We start from the raw sequence: 25,898 nt of genomic DNA on the forward strand, positions 1-25,898 counted from the left end.
TGGTGCTCAGGCTTAGAACTTATAGCCCAGGCCGACCATGTAGACCCAGGGATCAATATCAACATCGACTTTAACTTTGCCGAGCGCCGAGTCTGCTGTTGCAGTGGTGTCAATATCGATATAGCGAACTTGAGCGTTAAGCATCAGGTTGTCGCTGAGCATGTAGTCCATACCCACTTGCGCGGCCAAGCCCCAAGAGTCTTTTAGCTTCAGGTTCGAGAAGGTGGCGGATTTTGCTTCACCACTGAGGTCTTCATCAAAAAAAGTGGTGTAGTTGATCCCGATACCCACATAAGGATTGAACGCTGAGTTGCCATCCATTGGGTAGTAAATTGCACTCAGGGTTGGTGGTAAGTGCTTGATGTCTGCAAGTTTGCCACTAGGCACAAGGTTTTCTACCACAGTGCCCTTGACGCCTACTGTATGGCTGAAGGGTGTTGCAGCCAGCAGTTCAATACCAATCTGGTTGGTGACCATATAAGCGAAGTTCAGGCCCAGCTGTGTGTCGCTATCCAGTGTGGCTTTATTTCCAGCCAGCGAGCCAGTAGCTGCAGTGCTGATATTGCTGCTGCTTTCGTTAGGAGCAACAGTAATCGCGCCGGCACGCACGATGATATCGCCAGCCTGGTGCGCATGCGCCAGTGGGGCGGCAATAGCCAGGGCCAGCAGTGAGGCGGTAAAGAGTGAAGTGCGCATGGTGTGCTCCCATAAAGCGTCGGTTCGTATTCGCTGGGTGTGATTTTAAGGCGCGAGAAAAAGCGGCTGTTGATCCAGCTCAATAAAGTAGTTAGCTACCTAAATTTGCCGACAGTTATTCAGGTGCGTCGCTTACGCTTTGCGGATGAGCGTGCGATTGGCCTCAACGCGGCTTGCTTGAAGATGGAGATGCAGTTGATAATGCTTCTCTTTATGTTCAGTCTCTTCACAAGGAATGCCTTCATGACCCCTCTGCCGAAGCGCCTGCTGGCAGCCGCTCTGGTTCTGGCCAGCGCGCCACTTGCGGCGACACCTCTGGATGCCGCCTTGGATGAAAGCCAGCAGCTAGCTGTCGAAGCCAAGGCCTCGCAGGCGCGTGTTGAGCAGCTTGATGACGCCAGTCGGGAAATGCTGACCGAGTACCGCAATGCGTTGCAGCAAGCTGAAGCCTTGCAGGGCTATAACGCCCAGCTGCGTGAGTTAGTGGCGGCGCAGCGCAAAGAATTGGCGGGTTATCAGCAGCAGTTGGATGGCATTGAGCGCACTCAGGAGGCGGTAACGCCGCAGATGCGCCGTATGGTCGAGGTATTGGAGGAGTTCATCGCCGCCGATCTGCCGTTCTTGCCGGACGAGCGCAGTGATCGCCTGGCGCAGTTACAAGACCTGCTGCCGCGGGCGGATGTCAGCTTGGCCGAGAAATACCGCCGTATTCTTGAGGCCTACCAAGTGGAAAGCGATTACGGTCGCACCCTCGAAGCCTGGCGCGGTGAGCTGCCAAGCGACGGCACCTCGCGCAGCGTTGAGTTCCTCCGCCTAGGCCGGGTCATGTTGTATTTCCAAACCCTCGATGGCCATGAAAGTGGTTGGTGGAACCCGCAAGCGCGCAGCTGGCAAATCCTTGATGGCAGTGCCCGCCGTCCGTTGCGCCAGGCCATTGCCATTGCCCGCCAGGAGCAGGCGCCTGCCCTGCTTGACCTGCCCGTGAAGACTCTGGCGCTGGAGGCCAAGCCATGAATCGTCGTGTTCTCGCTTTCACCTTGGCTCTTTTGCCCGCTCTGGCGGGTGCGGCCGAGCCGTTGAGCCCTGACCAATTGTTGCAGCGCATCCGCAGTGAGCGTGCCGCTGAAGTCAGTGCCATGCACAGCCGCGAACAGGCGTTTATTGCTGAGCGCAGCGAGCGTGCCCAGTTGCTGGCCAGCGCGCGCCGTGCCCTGGCCACGCAGAAAGCCGAAGCCGAACAGCTGAAAGCCGAGTTTGACCGCCAGGAGAGCCAGTTGGCCGAGCAGGAAAAACTACTGACTCAGCGCGTCGGTCATCTTGGCGAGCTATTTGGCGTGGTGCGTCAGAGTGCTGGTGATGTCGCCGGCCAGTGGCAGGACAGCCTGCTCAATGCTCAATACCCCGAGCGTCTGGCGCGTCTCAAGGCATTGGCTGAAAGCCGCACGCTGCCGTCGGCCGCTGACCTCGATGGCTACTGGATGCTGCTGCTCGAAGACCTGACCGCCAGTGGCCGTGTAGAGCAGCTGCAGCTACCGGTGGTGGCCGCAGATGGTACGCGCACGCCACAAAACGTGCTGCGTGTAGGCGCGTTCTCGGCCTATGGCGACGATGCCTTCCTGCGTTATGACGCCGACGCTGCTGAGCTGCTGGCGCCCCCGCGTCAGCCGTCCGGGCTGGGCCAGGTGGCGGATTACCTGGCTAGCAGTGAGGCGGTTGCCAGCCTGCCGATCGACCCGAGCCGTGGCACCTTGCTGGCGCAGTTACAGCGTCAGCCGGGGCTGTGGGATCGTGTACAGCAAGGTGGTTTGGTCGGCGGGGTGATTCTCGCTCTGGGTCTGTTTGGTCTGTTGCTGGCAATCTGGCGCATGGTTTATCTGACCCGTGTGGGCCGTGGCGTCAACGCGCAGATGCATGACCTCAGCGCGCCGCGGGCGGATAACCCACTGGGGCGGATTATCGGCGTGCTGGGGCCTAAGCCGCAGTTATCGGATCTGGAAACCCTGGAGCTGAAACTCGACGAGGCGATCCTGCAGGAAACCCCGCCGCTGGAAAAAGGCCAGGGCCTGCTCAAACTGGTGAGCGCCGTGGCACCGCTGCTCGGCCTGCTCGGAACCGTGACCGGGATGATCGTCACCTTCCAGGCCATCACCCAAGGCGGTGGCGGTGATTCGCGACTGATGGCCGATGGTATCTCGCAAGCGCTGGTGACCACGGTGTTGGGCCTGGTGGTGGCGATTCCGCTGCTGTTCCTGCACACCCTGCTGGCCAGCCGCAGCAAGGGCCTGATTCAGCTGCTGGAGCAGCAAAGCGCCGGGCTGATTGCCCTGCACCTGTCCGGGGCGCCGCGTCGTGACTGATTGGCTGGCGCTGTGGTTGCGCCTGGTGGATAGCGGCCACGCCTTGCTCGATTTCATGAGCGCCGGCGGCGTGGTGATGTGGGCGTTGGCCGGGCTGTGCGTGGTGTTCTGGACCCTGGTGTTTGAGCGCTTCTGGTACATGCGCCGGGTGTTTCCGGAGTGGGTGCGTGAACGCCGCCAAGCCTGGCAGCAGGTGATCGGTGATGACACCGGTAACTGGCAGCGCGCAGTGCGCAGTGCCTGGCTGGCGCAGGCGCAGCAGCATTTGCTCGGGCCACTGCGCCTGAGCAAGACCCTGGTGGCGATGTATCCGCTGCTGGGCTTGCTTGGTACGGTCAGCGGCATGGTCGCGGTGTTCGACGTGCTGGCCATCAATGGTACCGGCAACCCGCGCGGCATGGCGGCGGGCGTCTGGCAGGCGACCCTGCCGACCATGGCCGGCATGGTGCTGGCGATTACTGGATTGTTCAGCTTGGCGCGTCTCGAACGTGATGCGCGCCGGGCTTTAGAGCGGCTGGCTGACCAGCTGCGACACGACTGAGATTCAACACATGAGAATGCGCCGTCACCACCAGCAAGACGAAGACACTGGCATCGACCTGACGCCGATGCTCGACGTGGTTTTCATCATGCTGATCTTCTTCATCGTCACCAGCTCCTTTATCAAAGAAGCCGGCGTCGAAGTGCAGCGCCCGCAAGCGCAAACCGCCAGCCCGCAAGACAAAGGTAATATCCTCATCGCCATCACCGCCGACGGGCAGGTGTGGATGGACAAGAAAGTGGTCGATGTACGCAGCGTGCGCGCCCATGTTGAGCGTATGCGCGTCGATCAGCCGGATGGCGCCGTGGTGGTGCAGGCCGATCAAGATGCACGTACCGGCTTGGTGGTGCAGGTAATGGACCAGGCGCGCCTGGCGGGCGTGCAGGATGTTGCCTTGGCCGCTACGGCGGGAGCGCGTTGATGCGCCTGCCACTGTCTTTTGCCGCCGCCTGTGTGATGGCGTTGGCGCTGTTCGGCCTGATGCTTTATATGGTCGCGCCGCCGGCGAGTAAGCCGAGTGACGAGCCGCTGACGGTGGCCAATTTTGTGCGTTTGGACGGTAAGGCGAGCGATGCAGCGACGCGCACCCGCCAGCAGGCGCCGCAGCCACCGCAAGCACAGACGCCGCAGCCGCCAACCCCGCAGGCGCCGATGGCGGCCACCCCGAGCGCCAACCTACCAGCCCTGGATCTGCCAGTGCCGAGCCTGAGCGCGGGAATTGCGGTGAGCAGCGCACCGACGCCGAGTTTGACTGGCCTGGCAGCAGGCGCGGCAGCACCAAGCGTGGCGACGCCAGGCCCTACCGCCCCCAGCGATGCGGGCGGGCAGCCGGGTGGCCCGGAAAGTGAAGTCATGCCGCTTAATGATGTCAGCCCTAATTACCCGCGCTATGCCTTGCAGCGCGGTATCGAAGGTCACGTGAAATTGGCATTCACCATCAACCGCCAAGGCGCAGTGGAGAACCTGCGCGTTCTCGAAGCCAGTCCGCAGAATGTGTTCGAGCGTGAAGCGCGCCGCGCTGCGCTGCGCTGGCGTTTTGCGCCGCGCACCGAAGGTGGCCTAGCGGTGCCGCGCGAAGCGGTGAAAACCCTGTACTTCCGACTGGAAGGAGGTCGCTGATATGTATCGCTTACTGTTGCTGATCGCACTGTGTGGTGCGGGTATGGCTCAGGCGGCCGGGCAAAGCGTCGACCCGAGTGTGTTTCGCGCCCTGGATGCTGCGCAGACGGCGCAGAAGAACGGCGACTACGCCGCCGCACGACGTGCTCTGGAGGCTGCCAACGCTCAGCCGGGTAGCTTGGAGGAAGCGCTGCTGTGGCGCAGTCAGGGGTACCTGGCCTGGGCTGAAGGCAATAATGCCCAGGCCATCGAACTGCTCGATAAAGTGCTGAAAAGCGCCAAGCTGGATGCCGAGCTGCAGGCTGCTGAAGTGCTCAATCTGGCCCGCCTCAACCTTGTCGAGCGGCGCTATGCCCAGGTTGTAAGCCTGCTTGCGCCGGGGCAGGCGAAGGCTGATGAGGAGGTGCTGCAGATGCTGGTGCAGGCCTATCAGGGCCTTGGCCAGCCGGCGAAGGCGCTGCCCCTGGCTGAGCGTTATGTGCAGGCCAATCCGCAGGCGGCCGACAGCTGGTTGCAGTTTTTAGTCGCAATAAATGCGGACGTTAAACGCTACCCAGCCGCCGAGCGCTGGCAGCGGCAACTGCTGGCGCGCCAGCCGAACAATGCCCAGGGCTGGCGTCAGTTGGCGGCGTTGCAGCAGCTCAGCGGTAATCACGCCAAGTCCCTGGCAACCTTGCGTGCGGCCTACCAGAAGGGGCTGCGCTTCAGTGAAAGCGAACTGGACAATCTGGTACTGCTGGCCGGTGCGGCTGAGCAGCCCTGGCAAGGTGCCACACTGCTGGCCGGCATGCTCGATCAGGGCCTATTGCCGCGTACCGCCGCTCGTGAAGAACGCCTGGCGCTGCTCTGGTGGCAGGCGCGCGAGCGCAGTCAGGCTGCGCAGATTTTTCGTGAGCTCGCCAAGCGTTCGGGCAGTGCCAAACACTGGATGAATCTGGCCCAGTTGGAGATGGAGCAGGCACGCTGGCAGGCGGGGCTGGATGCCCTAGCCAAGGCCGAGCGAGCTGGCGCCGAGCGCAGCAAAGTGCGCAGCTGGCGGAACTGGGCGGAAAGTGAGTTGAGCTTCGAGCGGGAAAAGCGTGTGGCCAGCGCCGGCTAATCGACTGCCGGTTGTAGCAGCTAATAAAAAAGCCAGACCTAGGTCTGGCTTCTTTCTGGCTGGTCGCCGCGTAGAGCCTGGGTTACGCGCCGCGGCATGATCGTGTTCGGTTGATCGGTCGGCATGCTGCGTCGCTAGCCCACCCTACGGGGCAAGCGCTTAGCTGTCCGGCAGCTCGTAGGCGTAAATCTTCTGGGCCTGCATTTGATAACCGGCTTCGGCCAGCTCGCTGCTGGTCTGCTCGACCTTGAGCGGGCCTTCGATCCAGAACGGTTGATACAGCGCATCGAGCAGCACGCCCAGCTCGCTGGTGACGTGAACGATCTGATTCGACGGCGGTGGCGGTACGTGGATGCACGCGCCGAAGTACGGCACCAGCAGGAATTCAGTCACCCGGCCTTCATCGGTGACATCCAGCGGCACGATATATCCGGGCAGTTTTACCGCTTGGCCATCCAGCGCCTGCACCACTGGGGCGGCGGGCGATTGCTGCTGGCTGGCGGGCCCGGACTCGGCCAGGGCGTTTGCCAGCTGCGACAGGTCGTGGATCGGTGCCGGCTCAACTACTTGCGGCGGTGCATCGGCGGGGACCATTTCCGACCAGGTCAGCTCGCGCACCTCGGCAGCCGCCAGGGGCAGGGCCAGGGTGAACAGCAGGGTGGCGAGCAGGGAGCGGTGCATGCAAAAAAGCCTCATAAACGGATCGATAAGCCATCGGCCAGGGATTGGCGATACGCACGCCAGGCCGGTACACAGCCCATCAACAGGGCGGCACTCAGGATAGCGCCGAGCAGCGTCCACTCATAGCGGGTTGGCAGATTCAGCGGCAGGTAAAGGCCGTAATTCGCCTGCACATAGCCCTGCGCGCCCGCGATACCCAGGTACAACAACAACACACCAAGCAGCACGCCGGCCAGGGCCAGGGCAAAGGCTTCTACGATCAGCAGGCTTGCGATATGCCAAGGCCGCGCGCCGACCGAGCGCAGAATTGCCATTTCCCGGCGGCGTTCGTTAAGGCTGGTCAGAATTGCCGTGAGCATGCCGATCAGCCCCGTCAGCACCACGAACAGCGAGACCACAAACAGCGCTTTCTCGGCGGTGCCCATCAGGCTCCACAATTCCTGCAGCGCCACGCCGGGCAGGATCGCCAGCAGCGGCTCGCCGCGAAACTCGTTGATCTCGCGTTGCAGGCTGAAGGTGGCGATCTTGCTGTTCAGGCCGAGCAGCACGGCGGTGATCTGCTTGGGCTGTAGGTCCATAGCCCGTGCTTGTTCCACGCTGACCTTGGCCGCGCCGCGCGCTGGCATGCCGTTTTGCCAGTCGACGTGCAGGGCCTCCATACCGGCCAGCGAGATGTGCAGGGTGCGGTCAACCGGGGTGCCGGTGCGTTTGAGAATGCCGACCACCTTGAACGGTTTGTCGTCATGTTTGACCAGGCTGATGGTGGCTACGCCATGGGCCAGCACCAGTTCCTGATCAAGCTGATAGTTAAGCGCTTGGGCTACTTCCGCGCCGAGCACCACTTCGAATGGGTCATCGGCAAAGGCGCGGCCGCTGCTCAGTTGCAGTTGTTGGGTGCGGGCGTAGCGGTAGTGCTCGAAATACGCCGGGCTGGTGCCCATCACCCGGTAGCCACGGTGTGAGTCACCCAGGGAGATCGGGATGGCCCACTTGACCTGACGATGCTCGGCGAAGTACTCGAAGCTGTCCCAGCGGATGTTGTTGGTGGCGTTGCCGATACGAAACACCGAGTACAGCAGCAGGTTCACGCTGCCCGAGCGCGCACCAACAATCAGGTCAGTGCCGCTGATGGTGTTGGCAAAGCTGGCGCGGGCTTCGGTGCGCACCCGCTCGACCGCGAGCAACAAACACACGGAAAGCGCGATGGCGAACACTGTCAGCCACGCAGTAAAGCGGCGGTTGCCCAGGCTGGCCAGGGCGAGACGCAGTAGGTACATCGTTAAATCTCCGCCAAACGGGTGGCTTTGTTCAGTTCGGCGAGCGACACGCTGCGGTCGAATAGGCGCGCCAGGCTTTGGTCGTGACTGACAAACAGCAGGCTGGCGCCGGCGGCACGGCACTCGGCGAACAGCAGTTCTAGGAAGGCTTCGCGGGCGTCGGCATCCAGCGCCGAGGTGGGTTCGTCGGCGATTACCAGTTCCGGCTGGCCGATCAGCGCGCGGGCGGCGGCGACGCGCTGTTGCTGGCCGATCGACAGGTCGCCAGCGCGGCGTTGCAGCAGTTCCGGCTGGTGCAAGCCAAGGTGGGCGAGCAGCGCTTTGGTGGCCTTGGCCACGCTGCCATGGCGCTGCACCGCGCGGCTGGCGCGCAGTTTGGAGAAGTGGCAGGGCAGTTCGACGTTTTCACGCACTGAAAGAAACGGCAGCAGGTTGAACTGCTGGAAGATATAGCCGGTGTGATCGACGCGAAAGCGGTCGCGGGCACCGGCGGACAGTGTGCTCAGATCCTGATCGAGCAAACGGATGCTGCCACGGTTGGGCTTCTGCACCCCGCCGAGCAAGCCCAGCAAGGTGGTCTTGCCGCTGCCGCTGGGGCCTTTGAGAAACAGGCTTTCGCCGCGTTGCAGGGTGAAGCTGTCGATGTCTAGCAGTTCGGGCTGGCCGGGCCAGGCAAAGCCGAGGTTAGACAGTTGGATCAGGGCTGTGCTCATAAAATAAGCGGCCGGGTTGCCCCGGCCGTTCTGCTGCAAAATAAGTGATTAAAAGCTCAGAGTCGGCTGCGCGGGCGTTAGTTCTAAGCCTTGCTGACCATTTGGGCCGATCAGTTGTACCTGAATTTTCTCGGTGGCGGGGAAGCGCTTGAACAGCTCAGCCAGATCAAGTTGCTTGAGTTGGTCGGGCGCCTGGCAGTCGAGGGTGTAGTGCGCGTCGATATCACTGTGAGCGTTGTCATGCTCATGTGCTTCAGCCTGCCCAGCAAACAGCGGGCTGTGTAATTCCGTTTGGCTGAGGCTGCAGTCGCCGGCATTCACGCCGAACAGCAGCGTTGGCTGTTCCAGCTGGCTACGCGCTGCGGCGACCTTGGCTTTGTCCGCATCCGTCTCGGCGTTATGTTCGAAACCCACCAGGTTCATGGCCGGGCTTTCCAGTTGTAGTTCCAGCACTTTGCCGTCGAGCACCACGTTGAGTTGCGCGGCGCCGTGCGCGTGGGCATCCAGGCTGCTGTGTTCGGCATGTTCGTGCTGATGTTCATCGTGTTCATGATTGTGTTCGGCAGCACTGGCGGCAAGCGGCAGCAGGGCAAAAGGCAGGGCAAGTAGCAGGCGGCGCATGGTGGTCTCCGGTTCGAAGTAATTACTTGTTACGTTATAACAACTTTATGGGGCGCGTGACCAGTCTTCCTTGGCGTGCTCGTTGTGGCGTGGGAGCATGGCGGCTGATCTTTAGAGGGGCAGGGTGATGGTGCGAATTCGTGGGCAGATCGGCGCCTGGCCGGTAGACCTGACGGTTGAACTGGATGCGCAGGATTGGGCGCAACTGGCTCAGCATGTGACCCTGGATGTGCCGACTGCGCCGGCAGCGGCTACCGCACCGGTGGCCAATGATGCGCTGTGGCAGACCACGCTGGCGTTATTGCGTGAGGCCGGGCAGCTCGAAGGGCCGCACTTGCTTGGGCAACTGGCGGGACTGGCAGGCGGGGAGGCAGCAGGCAAGCGCCTGTTGGTGCGCTTGCGTCATTGCGCGCAGGTGCGAGTGGAGGCGGGCGCCGATGCGGCCATTTATCACTGGGTGGATTAATGGGCGGCGCCGGGGCGTTGCTGCGCGGCGTTATCTTACGATTAATCTGTCGCGGCTAAAGCCTCTCCCTCGGAGTCACTGTGCGCGTGAGAGGGGCTTTAGTAGCGAGATCCGCACCGAACGGCAGATAGGGTTTAGTAAATCGCTTGATACAGCTTGCGCCGGTAGGCCGTGACCAGTGGGTGGTCATTGCCGAGCAGGTCGAAGACTTGCAGCAGTGTCTTGTGCGGCAGGCCGTCGGCGTAGTTACGGTTGCGGATAAACAGTGCGAGCAGGGCATCTAATGCTGGCTCGTAATGCTGGCGCGCCAACTGCTGTACGGCTAGCTGATAGCAGGCTTCATCATCTTCCGCGTTTTGCCCCAGACGGGTTTTCAGGCTGGCAACGTCGGGCAGTGCGCTGGCCTGGCGCAGAAAGGTCAGCTGCGCGCGGGCGCCGGCCAGGGCTTGTTTGTGCTCATCGCCTTTGACGGCGCCTAACACGGCTTCGGCTTCGTCCAGTTCGCCGCGTTCGGCCAGGCAGCGCGCGTAGAGAATCAGCGCCGCAGCATGTTCATTGTTCTCCGTCAGCAACACCTTAAGTACGGCTTCGGCATCGGCAAAACGCCCTTCGCTGAACAGCGCTTGCGCGGCTTCCATCGGGTCGGCCCCCGCGGGGGCAGGCTCGGCCACATGGGGCTTGAGCATCTCGCGAATCGCCGATTCGGGCTGCGCCCCGGTAAAACCATCGACCGGTTTACCCTCTTTGAACAACACCACCGTCGGCAGGCTGCGAATGCCAAAGCGGGCGACGATATCTTGCTCGATGTCGCAGTTGACCTTGGCCAGCAGCAACTCGCCCTGATACTCCTCGGTGATCTTCGCCAGCAGCGGCATCAATGCTTTGCAGGGCGCACACCATTCAGCCCAAAAATCCACCAGGACGGGTTGCTGAAAGGAGTTTTCGATGACCAGCTGTTCGAAGCTGGCGCTGCCTGCGATATCAACAATATAAGGGGAGTCGCTCATGGTCGGTCTCGGCTGAAATGCAATGGGCTATAAATGCGGGCACGGCGCGCTGGATGCAAGGGGCGATTTAATCACGCTGCGCGTGGTACAGGCTGACGTGGCGAAACTCAGCCGGCTCGGCCAGGTCTGGCCAGGTGCACGCCTCGAGTATGCCAAGGCGCTGATACAGCGGGTGCTGGAAGTCGCGCACCCGTGAGTCGGCCACCAGCGCCTGACGGCCGCGACTGAGGAACTGGTCGAGCAGCGGCAGGTTGGCGCGGTCATACAACACGTCGGCGACGATGATCAGGTCGAAACGATCAGCCTCTGCGAAGAAGTCGGCTGAATAACTCAGCACCACATCATTCAGTGCAGCGTTGGCCTGGCAGGACGCAATCGCCAGCGGATCGAGATCGCAAGCTACCACTTCCAGCGCACCGGCCTTGGCCGCAGCAATCGCCGCCACGCCGGAGCCCGTACCGAAATCCAGTACGCGCTTGCCGCGCACCCACTCGGGGTGTTCGGCCAGCCAGCGGGCCAGTACCAGGCCGCTGGCCCAGCAGAAGCACCAGTAGGGCGGTTCTTCGAGGATCAGGCGAGTCTCTTCCGGGCTAAAACAGCGGTCCATGTTCGCCGGGTCGATCAGCCATAGCTTGATCGTGGTGCCGGGCAGGGTTTGCGCGCTGAGCTGGGCGTCACCCAGCAGTTCGCTGAGCGCGGCTTGCAGGGCTGCTTGTGGAGTCATGGTGCGGGCGCCAGGCGTAATTGGCCGAGGGTTTGGGTTTCGGCTTGGGTAATCGGCTGCGCGGGCAGGCGCAGAATCAGCCGGCCGGCCTGATTGGCGCGGCCGTGCAACTCGATGCGCGAGTGCTTGCTGAAGGTGTCTGGGTTGAACGGCAGGCGAAATGCCAACGGCTTACCGGTGCCGCGTAGCTGGATATTGCCCAGCAGCGCCTGCGGACGGCCGCGTTGATCGACGGCCAGCAGGGCGAGTTCGACATCTGCACCGCTTGGCACATTCAGCAGGCTGCCACTCAACTCGCGCTGATAGGCGGGTAGCGGCGCTGTTGCTGCCTGGGTTTGAGGCAGCGTGGTGGTCGTGGCGGGTGGACCATCGCGGGTGCAGGCCGCCAGGAGCGCGATCAGGCTCAATGCGATCAGCGATTGCAGCGGCGTACGGTTTTTCATCGAGGGCATCAACTCCGCTGGTTTGGGTGGGCGCTTGTATACCGCAAAGCCCTCGGTTTGTCTTGCCAGAGGGATGCGCTACCATGGTGCTTTCGTTCTAAGGCTGGCTTTATTTATGCACTGCCCTTTTTGCGCTGCCAATGACACCAAGGTGATCGACTCACGGCTGGTTGCCGAGGGCGGGCAGGTACGTCGTCGGCGCGAATGCGTGGCCTGTGAAGAGCGCTTTACCACCTTTGAAACCGCCGAACTGGTGATGCCGCGCCTGATCAAACAGGACGGCAGTCGTCAGCCATTCGATGAGGATAAGCTGCGTGCTGGCATGCAGCGTGCACTGGAGAAACGTCCGGTGAGCATCGAGCGCTTGGAAGCGGCCATCGCCCACATCAAACACAAGCTGCGTGCTACCGGTGAGCGTGAGATCAAGTCGCTGGTGCTCGGTGAGTTGGTCATGGGGGAGCTGCAGAAGCTCGATGAAGTGGCCTATATCCGCTTCGCCTCGGTATACAAACGCTTTCAAGACCTCAACGAGTTCCGCGAGGAAATCGACCGTCTGTCCCGCGAGCCCATCAAAGGTTGATGATGAATTCCGATCACGCCTTTATGGCCCGTGCACTGGAGCTGGCCCGTAAAGGCCTGTACTCCACCCACCCCAATCCCCGTGTTGGCTGTGTAATCGTTCTGGATGGGCGCATCGTCGGTGAAGGTTGGCATGCCCGTGCGGGCGAGCCGCATGCTGAAGTGCATGCGCTGCGCCAGGCCGGTGACAAGGCCCGTGGTGCAACGGCCTACGTCACGCTGGAACCCTGCAGCCATCACGGGCGCACGCCGCCCTGTGCTGATGCGCTGGTCAATGCCGGTATCGCTCGTGTAGTGACGGCCATGCAAGACCCCAATCCACAAGTCGGCGGCAATGGTCTGCTGCGGCTGATGCATGCGGGTATCGCGGTGCAGAGCGGCGTGCTGGAGGTTGAGGCGCGCGCGCTAAATGCCGGCTTTATCAAGCGTATGGAGACCGGCCTGCCGTTTGTGCGGGTCAAGCTGGCAATGAGCCTGGACGGGCGTACTGCCATGGCCAGTGGCGAGAGCCAGTGGATTACCGGCCCTGCGGCGCGGGCGGCGGTACAGCGATTACGCGCCCGCTCCAGCGTGGTGCTGACGGGTGCCGACACGGTGCTGGCTGATGAGGCCCGCTTGACCGTACGCCCCGATGAGTTGGGCCTCGGCGCTGAGCTAAGCGCTTTGGCGCAGGCGCGGCCGCCGTTGCGCGTGCTGGTTGATGGCCGTTTGCGGGTTCCGCTGAGTGTGCCGTTCTTCCAGGCAGGCGCGGCCATGGTGGCGACCTGTGCGGCGGCGTCTGCGCGAGATCGCTATCTCGACGATGGACACGAACTATTGGCCGTGCCGGGCAGCAACGGGCATGTTGACCTGCGCAAGCTACTTGTTGAATTGGCTGCGCGTGGTGCTAACGAGGTGTTGGTTGAAGCCGGTCCGCGTTTGGCCGGGGCGTTTGCCCGCTTGGGGCTGGTGGATGAGTATCAACTGTTCGTCGCGCCCAAACTGCTCGGCTCCAGCGCGCGGCCGCTACTTGACCTGCCGTTAGCGCGGATGGCCGATGCGGCTGCGCTGAAAATTGTCGAGATGCGTGCCGTCGGTGATGACTGGCGAATTATCGCGGTGCCGCAGCCGGCAGCGTGATGAGTGGCCCTTGATGATGGCCCGTGATTAGCCATGGCACGCCATTCAGGCTGTCGCTTAGCCATGCAGGGTGGCGGCAATTGTGGTAAAACGCGTCTCGGCTACGCAGGTGGTCGTAACGTTCTCAGGGCGGGGTGTAATTCCCCACCGGCGGTAATGACGCGCAAAGTGTCTAGCCCGCGAGCGCTTGTCCAAGGCGGTATAAGCCCCGGGACAAGGTCAGCAGACCCGGTGTGATTCCGGGGCCGACGGTTAAAGTCCGGATAAAGAGAGAGCGGGATTGCCTCAATAAGGCGCATTTAGGTGCGCCTTGAAATCCCTATCGATCAAACACGCCCTGTTTTTTATAAAACAGGAGTTGGTCTAGATGTCTGATTTATTTTCCGTGCCACGCGCATCTGGCGTTTTCCGCCAGTGCTGTGCCGTGGGCGCTAAACAGGGGGTGGCATGTTTACCGGCATAATCGAAGCCATTGGCAGTATTCGCGCATTGACGCCCAAGGGCGGCGATGTGCGGGTGTATGTAGAAACCGGGAAGCTTGACCTCGGCGACGTCAAACTGGGCGACAGCATTGCGGTTAACGGCGTATGCCTGACCGCTGTTGAGTTGCCAGGCGATGGTTTCTGGGCTGATGTCAGCCGCGAAACCCTAGCGCGTACCGCGTTTATCGATTTCAAGGCTGGCAGTAAGGTCAACCTGGAAAAGGCCCTGACACCCACCAGCCGTCTAGGTGGCCACCTGGTCAGCGGGCATATTGACGGCGTCGGCGAGATCGTCTCGATGGCGGAAAATGCCCGTGCTTGGCAGTTCACCATCCGCGCCCCGCGTGAGTTGGCCAAGTACATCGCCCATAAAGGCTCGATCACCGTCGATGGCACCAGCCTGACGGTCAACTCGGTCAACGGTGCTGAGTTCGAGCTGACTATCGTGCCGCATACCTTGGCCGAAACCATCATGGTCGATTACCGCCCCGGCAAGCAGGTAAACCTTGAGGTGGACCTGCTGGCCCGTTACCTGGAGCGTCTGTTGCTCGGTGACAAGGCTGCTGAGCCCGCTGCCTCGGGCATGACCGCAAGTTTTCTCGCCGAACACGGCTACCTGAACAAATAAGGAATCGCCCGCATGGCTCTTAACAGTATCGAAGAACTGGTCGAAGACATCCGCGCCGGCAAGATGGTCATTCTGATGGATGACGAGGACCGCGAGAACGAAGGCGACCTGATCATCGCCTCCGAGTGTGTCACCGCCGAGCACATCAACTTTATGGCGCGTTTCGCGCGCGGCCTGATCTGCATGCCGATGACCCGTGAGCGCTGCGAAACGCTCAAGTTGCCGCTGATGGCGCCGCGTAACGGTTCCGGTTTTGGCACCAAGTTCACCGTCTCCATCGAAGCCGCCGAGGGCGTCACGACCGGTATCTCCGCCGCCGACCGCGCGCGCACCGTGCAGGCAGCGGCCGCGAAGAACGCTCAGGCCGACGATATCGTCAGCCCAGGCCATATCTTCCCGCTGATGGCGCAAGCCGGCGGCGTGCTGGCGCGTGCTGGCCATACCGAGGCCGCTTGCGACCTGGCGCGTATGGGTGGCTTTGAGCCGAGCGGGGTGATCTGCGAGATCATGAATGACGACGGCACCATGTCGCGTCGCCCTGAGCTGGAAGTGTTTGCCGCCGAGCACGGCATCAAGATCGGCACCATTGCTGACCTGATCCACTACCGTTTGATGCACGAGCGCACGGTTGAACGTGCCAGCGAGCAGGTGCTCGACACCGAGCTGGGTCAGTTTAACCTGGTGACCTACCGTGATGGCGTGGAAGACACCGCGCACATGGCCCTGACACTGGGCACGGTGTGTGCTGAAGAACCGACCTTGGTGCGCGTGCACAACATGGACCCGCTGCGCGACCTGTTTCTGGTCAACCAGCCGGGCCGTTGGAGCCTGCGTGCGGCCATGGCCGAGGTGGCTAAGGCCGGTAGCGGCGTGGTGCTGCTGCTGGGCAATCCGCTGACTGGGCCAGAACTGCTGGCGCTGCTGGATCGTCAGCAACCGGCCAGCCCGGCCACGTACAGCACGGTCGGTGCAGGCTCGCAGATTTTGCGTGACCTCGGCGTGCGTAAGATGCGCCTGATGAGCTCACCAATGAAGTTCAATGCGATATCCGGCTTTGACCTAGAAGTTGTAGAATACCTGCCCGCTGAATAACGACTGCCGCGCTATGCGCTGTTTCGTTGGGCTATTCATTTTTTGCCCCTGGCTCTTTAACGCTATATGAGAATTGTTCCATGACCCTGAAGACCATCGAAGGTACTTTCATCGCCCCGCAAGGCAAATTCGCCCTGGTCGTCGGCCGCTTTAACAGCTTTGTTGTCGAAAGCCTGGTAAGTGGCGCCGTTGACGCCCTGGTTCGCCATGGCGTGAAGGAAGACGACATCACCATCATCCGTGCGCCGGGTGCCTTCGAGATCCCGCTGGTGGCACAGAAAGTCGCCCAGCGTGGTGACTTTGACGCGATCATCGCCCTCGGTGCAGTCATCCGTGGCGGCACCCCGCACTTCGAATACGTGGCGGGCGAATGCACCAAGGGCTTGGCCCAGGTGTCCATGGAGTTCGGTGTGCCGGTCGCCTTTGGCGTACTGACTGTCGATTCCATCGAGCAAGCCATTGAGCGCTCCGGCACCAAGGCCGGTAACAAAGGTGCAGAAGCTGCATTGTCTGCCCTGGAAATGGTTAGCCTGCTGGCGCAGTTGGAGGCCAAGTGAGCCAGACCGACGGTAACGGGCAGCCACCGCAAGCGCCGAAAAAAGGCCCTAGCACCAAGACCCTGGCACGCCGTCAGGCGCGCACGCTGGCCATGCAAGCACTGTATTCCTGGCACATGGCTGGGCAGCAGTTGAACGAAATCGAAGCGCAGTTCCGCGTCGATAACGACTTCACGGCAGTCGACGGTGCTTACTTTCACGAGATTCTGCACGGCGTGCCGCGGCAGAAGAGTGAGATCGACGGGGCTTTTGCGTCGTTGCTGGATCGCCCGCTGGATGAAATCGATCCGGTTGAGCTTTCGATCTTGCGTCTGTCGACCTTCGAGCTGAAAAACCGCATCGATATCCCTTATCGCGTGGTGATCAACGAAGGCATCGAGTTGGCCAAGGTGTTTGGTGCAACCGACGGGCACAAGTTCGTTAACGGCGTGCTGGACAAGCTGGCGCCGCGTTTGCGGGCCGATGAAGTTCGCGCCCACAAGCGCTGATCTGGCTTGAGTGCCTTGGGTGAGTTCGAGCTGATCCGTCACTACTTCGCCGCTGCGTCCTGTGCGCAGGCTGGCGAAGGCGTGGCTTTAGGTATTGGCGACGACTGTGCCCTGCTGGAGTTGCCAGCTGGCGAACAGCTGGCCATCTCCACTGACACCCTGGTTAGTGGGGTGCATTTTCCCCTATCACCTGACCCTTATCTGCTCGGCCAACGCGCGCTGGGTGTCTCGGTCAGTGATTTAGCAGCGATGGGCGCGACGCCTGTCGGCTTTACCCTCGCCTTAACCTTGCCTGGCGCCGAGCCCGATTGGTTGCAAGCTTTTGCTCGCGGTTTGGACCACATGGCGCAACGCTGTGCGATTCGACTGATTGGCGGCGACACCACTCGCGGTCCGCTGAGCCTCACCCTGACGGTTTTCGGCCGTGTGCCTACCAGTATGGCGCTGACGCGAAAGGGCGCCCAGGTTGGCGATCTACTCTGCGTGGGCGGCGAACTGGGCGATGCTGCGGGTGCGTTGCCGCTGGTGCTGGGGCAGCAGCAGGCTGAGCCAGCAGTGGCCGCTGCGCTGTTGGCGCGTTACTGGTCGCCCATGCCGCAGCTTGAATTGGGCCTGGCCCTGCGCGGCAAGGCCAGCGCCGCGCTGGATATCTCCGATGGTTTACTCGCTGATTGCGGGCATATTGCCGCCGCGTCTGGCGTGGGGCTGATTATCGAGCAGGCGCAGGTGCCGCTTTCCGCCGCCTTGCGGGCCTTTGCCGGAGAGTCGGTGGCGCGTCAGTGCGGTTTAAGCGGCGGCGATGATTATCGGCTGGCCTTTACCTTGCCGGCGCACTATCTCCCTGAGTTACAGCAGACCGGCTTGCCGGTGCAGGCGATTGGCCGGGTCGTGGCCGGCCAGGGCGTTACCCTGCTGGATCCACACGGTCAGCCCGTTCAGCTGCCCCGTAGCGGCTATCAACATTTTGGAAGTGTCCGTGACTGATCATCCCAAGCAAGTTCCTGCCGAGTTCGTACCGCCTTCGGTGTGGCGCAATCCCTGGCATTTCCTGGCCTTCGGTTTCGGCTCTGGCACCTTGCCGAAAGCGCCGGGTACCTGGGGCTCGCTGGTGGCATTGCCGTTTATCCCGCTGCTTCAGTTACTGCCGGACTGGGGTTATTGGCTGATGCTCGGCCTTACCATGCTGTTTGGCTTCTGGCTGTGCGGCAAGGTGGCCGATGACCTGCGGGTGCATGACCATGAGGGCATCGTCTGGGACGAAATGGTCGGCATGTGGATTACCCTTTGGCTGGTGCCGGACGGCTGGGGCTGGCTGCTGCTAGGCTTTCTATTGTTTCGCCTGTTCGACATTCTCAAACCATGGCCGATTCGCTGGATCGATCGGCATGTGCATGGTGGTGTTGGCATCATGCTCGATGACGTACTCGCGGGCGTATTCGCCTGGTTGGCGCTGCAACTGATTGTTTGGGGGTGGGCCAACGGGTTGGCTGCTGCGCTGGGTTGGTGACGCGTAAGAGGTAGGGCAATGGAGCGCTGCGTTTATTGGATGCTGTGGGCTGTAATCAGCGTTGCCAGTACATTGGCCAGTGCTGTCGAGCTGACGCAGGTACGCATTGCTGCCGAATCTTGGCCGCAGCACACCGATGCCGATGGTGGCGGGCTGGCTTGGGATATCCTGCGTGCGGTCTATGAGCCGGCAGGCGTAGAGCTGCAGATACACAGCGTGCCCTATACACGCTCGATTGGTCTGGTGCAGCGTGGCGTAGCCGATGCCTGGGTAGGCGCCTACCTTAATGAAATCGCTGACCGTGTGATTTACCCGCGTTGGCACTATGACGCCGACAAGATTGTGGCGCTGGGGCTGGCCAGTACGCCTGCGCCGACCCTTGAAAGCATCGGCTCGTTTCGCCTGGCGTGGGTGCACGGCTATGAATACCAACGTTATCTGCCAAATTTGCACCAGTACCGCGAAGTGCTGCGCCGCAGCGGTATCCTCGGCATGCTGGATCAGGGGCGCACGGATTTCTATCTCGATGCTCAAGATGAAATTACATTTATTTTGCGTGATGCCCGCGTGCCGTCGCGTTACCGCGTATCCCCGTTGATTGATCTGCCGCTGTATTTGGGCTTTGGCGATAACCCGCGTGGCCGTGCCCTGGCCGAGCTGTTCGATAAGCGCATGGACGAGATGGTCGCAGATGGCCGTTTGCGGCCGATATTCATGCGCTGGAAGCAGCCTTACCCGTTTGATTAACCTGTGCGAGGCCGTCCATGTACGCCCTGAAATTAATCCTATTGAGCGCGCCGTTGCTATTGAGCAGCTGGGTAATGGCGGCCACTCAGGTGCGCGTCGTCGGCCTGTTCCCCGGCGCTGCAGTCTTGAATGTCGAAGGGCAGCGCAAGCTGGTCAAAGTCGGCCAGGTTGGCCCGCTTGGCGTCCAGGTGGTCAGTGCGGATAGCCGTGGCGCGGTGTTGCGTGTCGACGGTATTGAGCGCAGCTATAGCCTCAGCCGTGAGTACAGCAACGGTTTTGCCGAAGCGCAGAAGAAACAACTCAGCGTGGCCAAAGGTATCGGCGGGCATTACTGGGTCGCCGGCTCGGTGAACAGTCAGTCCATCCAGTTTCTGGTCGATACCGGCGCCACCTCGGTGGCACTTAATGATGAGCATGCCCGCCGGTTGGGTATCGATTACCGGGTTACCGGCTCACCTTTGCAAGTCAGCACCGCCAGTGGTACGGCACGCGGCTGGCGCGTGACGCTTGATCGGGTCAAGGTCGGTGAGCTGGAAGTATTGGGCGTTGATGCCGTGGTGCTCGAAGGCAGTTCGCCTCGCGAAGCCTTGCTCGGCATGAGTTTTCTCAGCCGGGTTGGCTGGAAGGTGGAGCAGGATATGCTGGTGCTGGAGTCCAAGTACTAAGCGCTTGCTAACGGCCTGCTGCGCGTCGGCCCTACGACGTTAAAAATAGGACCCCAGCTCGTAAGAACAGAAACAAATGCTAGGCGGCTCGATCTTTATCATCAGTAATTCAGGCTGACCGGCTGCTGGGGCCTGCTGTTACAATGCCGGCCTGATTATTCCCTGCCCATTTCCTTTAGGAGTATCCGGTGTCCGTCGTGTTTGTCGCCGCCTCCCAGTTGCCTACGCCTTTTGGCCTCTTCACCATGCATGGCTTCCTCGAAGAGGCTACCGGTAAGGAACACGTTGCCCTGACCTTTGGCGATGTCGCCGATGGCGCCCCCGTATTGGGCCGCTTGCACTCCGAGTGCCTGACCGGCGATGCGCTGTTCAGTCTGCGCTGCGACTGCGGCTTCCAGCTGGAAGCGGCGCTGCGCGCAATTGCGGATGAAGGCCGTGGTGTTCTGCTCTATCTGCGTCAGGAGGGTCGTGGTATCGGCCTGCTGAACAAAATTCGCGCCTATGAGCTGCAAGATGGCGGTGCTGACACGGTCGAGGCCAACGAGCGCCTGGGCTTCGGCGCCGATCAGCGTGACTACGCAATCTGCCTGCCGATGCTCGACCATCTGGGTATCAGCCAGCTCAAGCTGATGACCAACAACCCGCGCAAGGTTAAGGCGCTGGGCGATATGGGCATCAATGTGGCAACCCGTGTGCCGCTGCAGATCGGCCACAACCCGCACAACAAAAAGTACCTGGCGACCAAGGCTGGCAAACTCGGGCATATGCTCGGCAGCCTGCACCAGGGCGAGGTTGAGGAAAGCCTGTGACACGCAGCGAAGTGCGCCGGCGGCTGGCGCTGGAGTGGTGGCGACAGCTGGCCGTGACCCTGTTGCCGTTGTTCGTGCTCAACCTGCTATTTGGGGCTGAGCAGCAGACCGGCTTGCTGACTATGCCGCTGTTTATCGCCGGCCTGGCGTCAATGTTTGCCAGCTTGCCCCTGTTCAGTCGCTATAAACGCGCCTTGGTGGCCACTGAAAAAGCCCTCGATACAACTGCCGAACACGATGCCTGGCTTGAGTTGGCGCGCGTCCGCCGTCTTGGGTTTCTGGGGGCGGCCGCGCCGGCCTGGATTGCCGCCGTTGCGGTGTTCGCCGGGCTGGAAGCGATTCCGCTGATCCTCCTGGCGATTTCCAGCGTCGTGATGCTCTACCTCTACCGCATCCCCCGCCAACTCGGCTAATGCGCGCGCTTGTTGTGGCCCTGCTGGCCCTGCTGGCCTGGCCGGCAGTGGGCGCCGAGCGGCTGATTAGTCTGGGCCCCTCTGTAACTGAAATCGTGCTTGAGCTCGGAGCTGTCGACCTGCTGGTTGGCGTGCTGGATGCGGGCCCGCGTCCGCCTGCGGCCGCGCATGTGCCTTCCGTCGGACGCTACGGGCAGCTGGAGATGGAGCGCGTTATCAGTCTGCAGCCTGACTTGGTGTTGCTCTTGCCTGAAAGCATTAGCCGGGCGCAGCGCCAGCAGTTGCAGGCCTTTGGCATCCCGATGTTGGTCGTTAAACCGCGCAAGCTAGCCGACCTGGCGCAGCAGTTTGTCGAGATCGGTACGCGTATCGGTCGTGCCGAACAAGGTTTGCGCCTGCAGCAGCAATTTCTGCAAGGGATGGCTGGTTTAGCTCAGCGCTATCAACGTCCACAGCCACTGCGGGTGTTTTATCAGGTTTGGGATGTACCGCTGTATACCCTTGGCGGCCAGCAGATTATTAGCGATGCCCTGCGTGTCTGTGGCGCCGAAAATATCTTTGCCGACCTGAGCCTGCCGGCTCCGCAAGTGAGTGTCGAGGCCGTCTTGCAGCGCAACCCCGAGGTGATTCTGGCCGGCACTCAGACGCAACTGGAGGCCTGGCGTAAGTGGCCAGTGGTGCGCGCTGTCGAGTTAAAGCAACTCTGGTTAGTGCCCGACGAGGGCCTGGAGCGACCAAGCTTCCAGATGTTGGGGGCGATGGAGAAACTGTGTGAGCAGTTGGCAGCGGCCGAGTGAGTCGTGAAAGCAAGAAGGCCGCCCAATAGGCGGCCTTCTTGTAGGTGCTGCGTGGCTAGAAACGGTAGCCGACGCTTAGCTGTACCTGTTCTTCTGGAGCCGGGTAGCGGCTGTTGATAAAGCCAAAGGCATCATATTGCTTACCGGTGAGGTTATTAACCCGCAGCTTGCTATTGAATTGCCTGTAGTCGTAGCTGAGCGCGGCGTTGAGAAGGGTGTAACCACCGGCTTTTTGCTGGCTGTTGGCATCATCGCCTGAGTAGTAGCGATTCCCGGTGTATACCGCTTCCACATAGCTTTTCAGCCCTGGCAGGATTTCATAGCTCAGGTGAGCGCTAGCGCTATGCGGCGCAACCCAGGGCACGTCGTTACCTTTGAAACTGCCCGCGCGGTACTGCGCATCGGTAAAGCTGTATTGGCCGCCAATGCTCAAGCGCTTAGTTAGTTGGCGCTCTGATTCCAATAGCAGTCCGTCGCGGCGAGTCTTGTCCAAGTTAATGTTTGCGCCGCGGCCACCAAAAATACTATTTGGGTTTGTAATCATTGAGTCGTACATCAGCTCATCTTGTAGATCCATTCGATATAGCGTCGCTTGGTAGCGCTGGACGCCGTCTTGCCACTCGATGCCGCTTTCCCACGAGACGCCGGTTTGTGGTTTAAGAAAGACGACGTCAGGCAAGGTAAAGGCATTGTCGTTAACGTTGGCCCAGCGCAGTACATCCTCGCGCTTGATAAACACGCGGGTCTGTTGATTAGCTTGCCAGCTCAAGCCAATGCTGGTGCTGTCTTCGTTATCGCGATGTTTGAGTTGTTCCGATTTATTGTTGTCGTCGGCTTCGCTGTTGCGATAGCCCAGGGTCAACGTCAGATCATTACCGAGGCTCTGGCTGAGTTGGGTGTACCAGTCACGTTGTGTCTGCCGCGCGACGGTATTACTCCAGCTGGTCTTATTTTCGTAGTCACTGGTGATGTGGTCATGACCTAGCAGCCACTCTGCATAACCTAGCGGTGAGTCAAAACGTGCGGTCAGGCGTGGGCTGAAGGTCTTGATGCGGGTGCCTTGAACGAACTCAGATCCTGGGCCAAAACTTCCCACACCGTCTTGGTCACTGTCGCTGTAGTCGAGGTTAGTGGACCAGATATCGCTTAGCTGTTGTTCAAGCGCAAAGCGGTGAACCTGGGTTTTACTGTCATTCCAGCTTTGCGAGGTGCTTTGCTTTCGATCCGCGCGACGTTGGGCAAGAGACAAGCTGTCCGGATACAACAGCTCATCATCCACCGTCTGGTATTCGTATAACGCATGGCCGCTGTCATGGTCATAACGTAAGCGGGCAAAGGCGTTGCTGTAGTTGGCGTTGTTGTGGTCGCGGTAGTTATCGGTGTTGCGGGTTTCGCCGCTCGCATACAACGAGAAGCCGGCGCCCAGTTGTTGGCTGATATGGCCGCGGTAGGCTTCGAGGTCGTGACTGCCGATGTTGCTCTCGATATAGGCTTCATTGCTAGAGGGCGTGCGGGTAATGATGTTGATCACCCCGCCGACGGCTTGGTCACCATAAAGCACCGTCCCCGTCCCGCGAATGATCTCGATGCGCTCAATGTTGGCCAGTGGCACGCTGTTAAAGTCTGGCCCTGCCTGTGAGGGCTGGTTGAGGCGACGCCCATCAACCAGCACCAATGTGTTGTTCGCCGCGTTCTCGCCAAAGCCGCGCAAACTTAGAGCGGCTCGGTTGCCGTCGCCCATGGTGTCGCGTATCTGCAAGCCGGCTTGAGCCCGTAGCACATCAATAAGTGATGAAGCCGCAGTTTCTTCAATCTGCTTGCGATCAATGACCTTAACACTGGCCGGTGCCGGCGCTTTTAGCGCAGTGGCGCGGGTGATCACCAGCGGCGGCAATTCATAGCTGCTGGTATCGCTAGCAGCCAAGGCGAGATTCGGCGCTAGCACCACAGCCAGGGCAAGGCGGGACAATTTCACGTAGAGAATCCTCAAAAGGTCGAAAGACTTTTGAGGAGGGCAGGGGCAAGAACGGGCGCGCGGGCGCAGCCTGAGCTTGACGGTGATGCCCTCCGCAACACCAGTCACATCCAGCAAGGCCGGTCTCCGGACTCTCGACGTGCGTGGCCTCGTCCTTCCCAGATTGCTCCAGTGGCACGTGTGAGGCGACGTGCAGATTCGCTCTGCGGTCGATTACCGTTGCGGGGGCAGCGCCGGAATAGCTCTTTATGAGTGCACCGGCTTCCCGTTTAACGCCGCTTTACGGATAAAGGGCGCACCTTGGCGGAAGTAAAACGCCGCGCACCTTAATGCGCGGTTAAATCTATTACAAGCAAGCTAGGTTCAGCGCGGGATGAGCGGTACTCATACAGCCTGAAGTGCGAGCCGGGCGCGTATGGCCGCTTCGATACCGGCGGCATCCAGCCCGCATTCGGCGAGCATCTGCGTGGGCTTGGCGTGCTCGACGTAGTAGTCAGGCAGGCCGAGGTGCAGCAGCGGTTTGAGGATGTTCTCGCGGGCAAGGAACTCGCTGACCGCACTGCCGGCGCCGCCCATCACGCTGTTCTCTTCAATCGTCACCAGCAATTCATGGCTGGCGGCCAGTTCGCGTACCAGGGCTTCGTCCAGCGGCTTGACAAAGCGCATGTCGACCACAGAGGCATCCAGCGCTTCGCCGGCCTTGAGCGCCTCACTCAGCTGTACGCCGAACACCAGCAGGGCGGCTTGCTTGCCCTGACGGCGGATAATGCCTTTGCCGATTTCAAGGGGCTCAAGGCCTGGCTCGATGCTCGCATTTGGGCCCGTACCGCGTGGGTAGCGCACGGCTGCCGGGCCATCGAACAGGTGACCGGTGGTAAGCATGCGGCGCAGTTCGTTTTCATCACTCGGGGTCATCACCAGCATGCCGGGGATGCAGCGCAGATAGGAAATATCGAAGCTGCCAGCGTGGGTCGGACCGTCTTCGCCAACCAGCCCGGCACGGTCGATGGCGAACAGCACGTCGAGGTGCTGCACGGCGACATCGTGAATCAGCTGGTCATAGGCACGCTGGAGGAAGGTCGAGTAAATCGCCACCACCGGCTTAACCCCGTCGCAGGCCATGCCGGCCGCTAGGGTGACCGCATGCTGTTCGGCGATGGCGACGTCGAAATAGCGCTCGGGGTAACGTTCGCTGAACGCCACCAAATCCGAGCCTTCTTTCATCGCCGGAGTGATGCCGACCAGGCGTGGGTCTTGCGCGGCCATGTCACACAGCCACTGACCGAATACGCTGGAATATTTCGGGCCGGTGGGCTGCTTGGCCACGGGCGGGGCGTTGATGGGCTCCAGCTTGGTGATCGCGTGATAGCCAATCGGGTCGACTTCAGCGGGCGCAAAGCCCTTACCTTTCTTGGTCACCACATGCAGGAACTGCGGGCCGTCGAGGTCACGCATATTGCGCAGGGTGGCGAGCAGGCTTGGCAAGTCGTGGCCGTCGATCGGGCCGATGTAGTTCCAGCCGAGTTCTTCAAACAGGGTGCCGGAGACCAGCATGCCCTTGGCATGCTCTTCAGTTTTACGGGCAATCTCCCAGGCACCGGGCAGTTTGGACAGAACTTTTTTGCTGCCTTCACGCATATTGGCGTAGGTGCGGCTGGAGAGGATCTTGGCCAGGTAGGTGGACAGGCCGCCGACATTTTTCGAGATCGACATGTCGTTGTCGTTGAGCACCACCAGCATATTGGCTTTGACGTCGCTGGCGTGATTTAGCGCCTCGAAGGCCATGCCGGCGGTCAGCGCGCCATCACCGATCACCGCGACTGATTTGCGCTTGCTGCCCTGCATGCGCGCCGCAATGGCCATGCCGAGCGCCGCGCTGATGCTGGTGCTGGAGTGGCCGACGCCGAAGGTGTCGTATTCACTTTCCGAGCGGCGTGGGAAGGCGGCGATGCCGTCCTTCTGGCGCAGGCTGCCCATCTGCTCGCGACGGCCGGTGAGAATCTTGTGTGGGTAGGCCTGGTGGCCCACATCCCACACCAGGCGGTCGTCCGGGGTGTCGAAGACATAATGCAGCGCCACGGTCAGCTCGATCACACCGAGGCCCGCGCCGAAATGTCCACCGGTCTGCCCGACTGTATACAGCAGGTACTGGCGCAACTCGTCGGCCAGGGTTTCCAGCTCGGCTTCACCCAGGCGGCGCAGCTCGTCCGGCGTATTGGCGCGGTCTAGAAGGGGCGTCAGCGGGCGCTCACGGGGAATCTCGTGGAAGGTCGTCGGCATCGGGCAGATCGTTATA

Annotated in this window: 30 protein-coding genes and 2 riboswitches; of the genes, 20 read left to right on the plus strand and 10 right to left on the minus strand. The window is 61.1% G+C overall.

All coding sequences use genetic code 11. The features are described from left to right. Window positions 1-12 precede the first annotated feature (12 nt). The gene (locus N1078_RS08350; protein WP_274087719.1) at window positions 13-696 is read right to left on the minus strand and encodes an OmpW family outer membrane protein; all 684 of its coding nucleotides are present in this window, start codon (window positions 694-696) and stop codon (window positions 13-15) included. A 243-nt stretch (window positions 697-939) separates the two neighbouring features. Here N1078_RS08350 and N1078_RS08355 point away from each other — a divergent pair, with 243 nt between their 5' ends. Genes N1078_RS08355 through N1078_RS08380 form a run of 6 tightly spaced genes read left to right on the plus strand, consistent with a single transcriptional unit; the run spans window position 940 to window position 5,812 of the window. After that, a complete protein-coding gene (locus N1078_RS08355) occupies window positions 940-1,710 on the plus strand; it encodes a DUF3450 domain-containing protein (protein WP_274087720.1) in 771 nt (256 codons plus the stop codon). Then, window positions 1,707-3,053, plus strand: a complete 1,347-nt coding sequence (locus N1078_RS08360; protein WP_274087721.1) for a MotA/TolQ/ExbB proton channel family protein — start codon at window positions 1,707-1,709, stop codon at window positions 3,051-3,053. Before N1078_RS08355 ends, N1078_RS08360 begins: the two co-directional genes overlap by 4 nt. Continuing rightward, window positions 3,046-3,594: a MotA/TolQ/ExbB proton channel family protein gene (locus N1078_RS08365; RefSeq protein ID WP_274087722.1), complete on the plus strand. Its 549-nt coding sequence runs from the start codon at window positions 3,046-3,048 to the stop codon at window positions 3,592-3,594. Before N1078_RS08360 ends, N1078_RS08365 begins: the two co-directional genes overlap by 8 nt. A 10-nt stretch (window positions 3,595-3,604) precedes the next feature. Beyond that, window positions 3,605-4,015 (plus strand): ExbD/TolR family protein, encoded by a 411-nt coding sequence (locus tag N1078_RS08370; RefSeq protein ID WP_274087723.1) that lies wholly within the window; start codon window positions 3,605-3,607, stop codon window positions 4,013-4,015. After that, entirely contained in the window at window positions 4,015-4,713 is a 699-nt protein-coding gene (locus N1078_RS08375; RefSeq protein ID WP_274087724.1) for an energy transducer TonB, read from the plus strand. The genes N1078_RS08370 and N1078_RS08375 overlap by 1 nt, the downstream gene beginning before the upstream one ends. Window position 4,714: 1 nt before the next feature. Beyond that, window positions 4,715-5,812 (plus strand): tetratricopeptide repeat protein, encoded by a 1,098-nt coding sequence (locus N1078_RS08380; protein WP_274087725.1) that lies wholly within the window; start codon window positions 4,715-4,717, stop codon window positions 5,810-5,812. Between the two features lie 159 nt (window positions 5,813-5,971). On the opposite strand, the gene N1078_RS08385 is transcribed toward N1078_RS08380, so the two are convergent. Genes N1078_RS08385 through N1078_RS08400 form a run of 4 tightly spaced genes read right to left on the minus strand, consistent with a single transcriptional unit; the run spans window position 5,972 to window position 9,104 of the window. Then, window positions 5,972-6,493 carry a DUF3299 domain-containing protein gene (locus tag N1078_RS08385; protein ID WP_274087726.1) on the minus strand — a complete coding sequence of 174 codons (522 nt, stop codon included), beginning with the start codon at window positions 6,491-6,493 and terminating at the stop codon, window positions 5,972-5,974. 11 nt (window positions 6,494-6,504) lie between these two features. Further along, window positions 6,505-7,770 (minus strand): ABC transporter permease, encoded by a 1,266-nt coding sequence (locus N1078_RS08390; RefSeq protein ID WP_274087727.1) that lies wholly within the window; start codon window positions 7,768-7,770, stop codon window positions 6,505-6,507. 2 nt (window positions 7,771-7,772) lie between these two features. Continuing rightward, on the minus strand, window positions 7,773-8,483 hold the full coding sequence (locus tag N1078_RS08395; protein WP_274087728.1) for an ABC transporter ATP-binding protein: 711 nt from the start codon (window positions 8,481-8,483) through the stop codon (window positions 7,773-7,775). A 48-nt stretch (window positions 8,484-8,531) separates the two neighbouring features. Next, window positions 8,532-9,104, minus strand: coding sequence for a DUF2796 domain-containing protein (locus N1078_RS08400; RefSeq protein WP_274087729.1), 573 nt, complete (start codon window positions 9,102-9,104; stop codon window positions 8,532-8,534). A 127-nt stretch (window positions 9,105-9,231) separates the two neighbouring features. Here N1078_RS08400 and N1078_RS08405 point away from each other — a divergent pair, with 127 nt between their 5' ends. Next, on the plus strand, window positions 9,232-9,570 hold the full coding sequence (locus N1078_RS08405) for a hypothetical protein (protein ID WP_274087730.1): 339 nt from the start codon (window positions 9,232-9,234) through the stop codon (window positions 9,568-9,570). Window positions 9,571-9,704: 134 nt separating this feature from the next. Here the strand turns inward: N1078_RS08405 and trxA are convergent, their stop codons facing one another. The 3 genes from trxA to N1078_RS08420 all read right to left on the minus strand — a co-directional run bounded on the left by trxA (window position 9,705) and on the right by N1078_RS08420 (window position 11,744). Beyond that, on the minus strand, window positions 9,705-10,577 hold the full coding sequence (gene trxA / locus N1078_RS08410; RefSeq protein ID WP_274087731.1) for a thioredoxin: 873 nt from the start codon (window positions 10,575-10,577) through the stop codon (window positions 9,705-9,707). Between the two features lie 67 nt (window positions 10,578-10,644). Continuing rightward, the gene (locus N1078_RS08415) at window positions 10,645-11,301 is read right to left on the minus strand and encodes a class I SAM-dependent methyltransferase (RefSeq protein ID WP_274087732.1); all 657 of its coding nucleotides are present in this window, start codon (window positions 11,299-11,301) and stop codon (window positions 10,645-10,647) included. Then, the gene (locus tag N1078_RS08420; RefSeq protein ID WP_274087733.1) at window positions 11,298-11,744 is read right to left on the minus strand and encodes a YbaY family lipoprotein; all 447 of its coding nucleotides are present in this window, start codon (window positions 11,742-11,744) and stop codon (window positions 11,298-11,300) included. The genes N1078_RS08415 and N1078_RS08420 overlap by 4 nt, the downstream gene beginning before the upstream one ends. Window positions 11,745-11,859: 115 nt before the next feature. Here N1078_RS08420 and nrdR point away from each other — a divergent pair, with 115 nt between their 5' ends. The 13 genes from nrdR (at window position 11,860) to N1078_RS08485 (ending at window position 21,627) form a co-directional block, all read left to right on the plus strand. Continuing rightward, window positions 11,860-12,324, plus strand: a complete 465-nt coding sequence (gene nrdR / locus N1078_RS08425; protein WP_167376767.1) for a transcriptional regulator NrdR — start codon at window positions 11,860-11,862, stop codon at window positions 12,322-12,324. Then, on the plus strand, window positions 12,324-13,442 hold the full coding sequence (gene ribD, locus N1078_RS08430; protein WP_274087734.1) for a bifunctional diaminohydroxyphosphoribosylaminopyrimidine deaminase/5-amino-6-(5-phosphoribosylamino)uracil reductase RibD: 1,119 nt from the start codon (window positions 12,324-12,326) through the stop codon (window positions 13,440-13,442). The genes nrdR and ribD overlap by 1 nt, the downstream gene beginning before the upstream one ends. A 116-nt stretch (window positions 13,443-13,558) precedes the next feature. Next, window positions 13,559-13,722: riboswitch (FMN riboswitch) on the plus strand. A 167-nt stretch (window positions 13,723-13,889) separates the two neighbouring features. Continuing rightward, window positions 13,890-14,552, plus strand: a complete 663-nt coding sequence (locus tag N1078_RS08435) for a riboflavin synthase (RefSeq protein ID WP_274087735.1) — start codon at window positions 13,890-13,892, stop codon at window positions 14,550-14,552. Between the two features lie 12 nt (window positions 14,553-14,564). Beyond that, complete coding sequence (gene ribBA / locus N1078_RS08440; RefSeq protein WP_274087736.1) at window positions 14,565-15,644, plus strand: bifunctional 3,4-dihydroxy-2-butanone-4-phosphate synthase/GTP cyclohydrolase II; 1,080 nt, start codon at window positions 14,565-14,567, stop codon at window positions 15,642-15,644. 80 nt (window positions 15,645-15,724) lie between these two features. Continuing rightward, window positions 15,725-16,201 (plus strand): 6,7-dimethyl-8-ribityllumazine synthase, encoded by a 477-nt coding sequence (ribH, locus tag N1078_RS08445; RefSeq protein ID WP_090243179.1) that lies wholly within the window; start codon window positions 15,725-15,727, stop codon window positions 16,199-16,201. Further along, complete coding sequence (nusB, locus tag N1078_RS08450) at window positions 16,198-16,689, plus strand: transcription antitermination factor NusB (RefSeq protein ID WP_274087737.1); 492 nt, start codon at window positions 16,198-16,200, stop codon at window positions 16,687-16,689. Before ribH ends, nusB begins: the two co-directional genes overlap by 4 nt. Before the next feature lie 15 nt (window positions 16,690-16,704). Then, window positions 16,705-17,673: a thiamine-phosphate kinase gene (thiL, locus tag N1078_RS08455; RefSeq protein WP_274087779.1), complete on the plus strand. Its 969-nt coding sequence runs from the start codon at window positions 16,705-16,707 to the stop codon at window positions 17,671-17,673. Then, window positions 17,666-18,196: a phosphatidylglycerophosphatase A family protein gene (locus N1078_RS08460; protein ID WP_274087738.1), complete on the plus strand. Its 531-nt coding sequence runs from the start codon at window positions 17,666-17,668 to the stop codon at window positions 18,194-18,196. The genes thiL and N1078_RS08460 overlap by 8 nt, the downstream gene beginning before the upstream one ends. An 18-nt stretch (window positions 18,197-18,214) precedes the next feature. Continuing rightward, complete coding sequence (locus tag N1078_RS08465; RefSeq protein ID WP_337993314.1) at window positions 18,215-18,943, plus strand: substrate-binding periplasmic protein; 729 nt, start codon at window positions 18,215-18,217, stop codon at window positions 18,941-18,943. A 17-nt stretch (window positions 18,944-18,960) separates the two neighbouring features. After that, entirely contained in the window at window positions 18,961-19,608 is a 648-nt protein-coding gene (locus tag N1078_RS08470; protein WP_274087739.1) for a retropepsin-like aspartic protease family protein, read from the plus strand. 188 nt (window positions 19,609-19,796) lie between these two features. Further along, on the plus strand, window positions 19,797-20,417 hold the full coding sequence (ribA, locus tag N1078_RS08475; RefSeq protein ID WP_274087740.1) for a GTP cyclohydrolase II: 621 nt from the start codon (window positions 19,797-19,799) through the stop codon (window positions 20,415-20,417). Beyond that, entirely contained in the window at window positions 20,414-20,830 is a 417-nt protein-coding gene (locus N1078_RS08480; RefSeq protein WP_274087741.1) for an MFS transporter, read from the plus strand. The genes ribA and N1078_RS08480 overlap by 4 nt, the downstream gene beginning before the upstream one ends. After that, window positions 20,830-21,627: a cobalamin-binding protein gene (locus tag N1078_RS08485; RefSeq protein ID WP_274087742.1), complete on the plus strand. Its 798-nt coding sequence runs from the start codon at window positions 20,830-20,832 to the stop codon at window positions 21,625-21,627. The genes N1078_RS08480 and N1078_RS08485 overlap by 1 nt, the downstream gene beginning before the upstream one ends. A 55-nt stretch (window positions 21,628-21,682) precedes the next feature. Here the strand turns inward: N1078_RS08485 and N1078_RS08490 are convergent, their stop codons facing one another. Continuing rightward, the gene (locus tag N1078_RS08490) at window positions 21,683-23,602 is read right to left on the minus strand and encodes a TonB-dependent receptor family protein (protein ID WP_274087743.1); all 1,920 of its coding nucleotides are present in this window, start codon (window positions 23,600-23,602) and stop codon (window positions 21,683-21,685) included. A gap of 100 nt (window positions 23,603-23,702) precedes the next feature. Then, window positions 23,703-23,920: riboswitch (cobalamin riboswitch) on the minus strand. A 66-nt stretch (window positions 23,921-23,986) separates the two neighbouring features. Next, complete coding sequence (dxs, locus tag N1078_RS08495; RefSeq protein ID WP_274087744.1) at window positions 23,987-25,882, minus strand: 1-deoxy-D-xylulose-5-phosphate synthase; 1,896 nt, start codon at window positions 25,880-25,882, stop codon at window positions 23,987-23,989. Window positions 25,883-25,898 lie beyond the last annotated feature (16 nt).

Origin of the sequence: Pseudomonas sp. MIL19, from assembly GCF_028680365.1 — a bacterium.
Taxonomy (GTDB): domain Bacteria; phylum Pseudomonadota; class Gammaproteobacteria; order Pseudomonadales; family Pseudomonadaceae; genus Aquipseudomonas; species Aquipseudomonas spirodelae.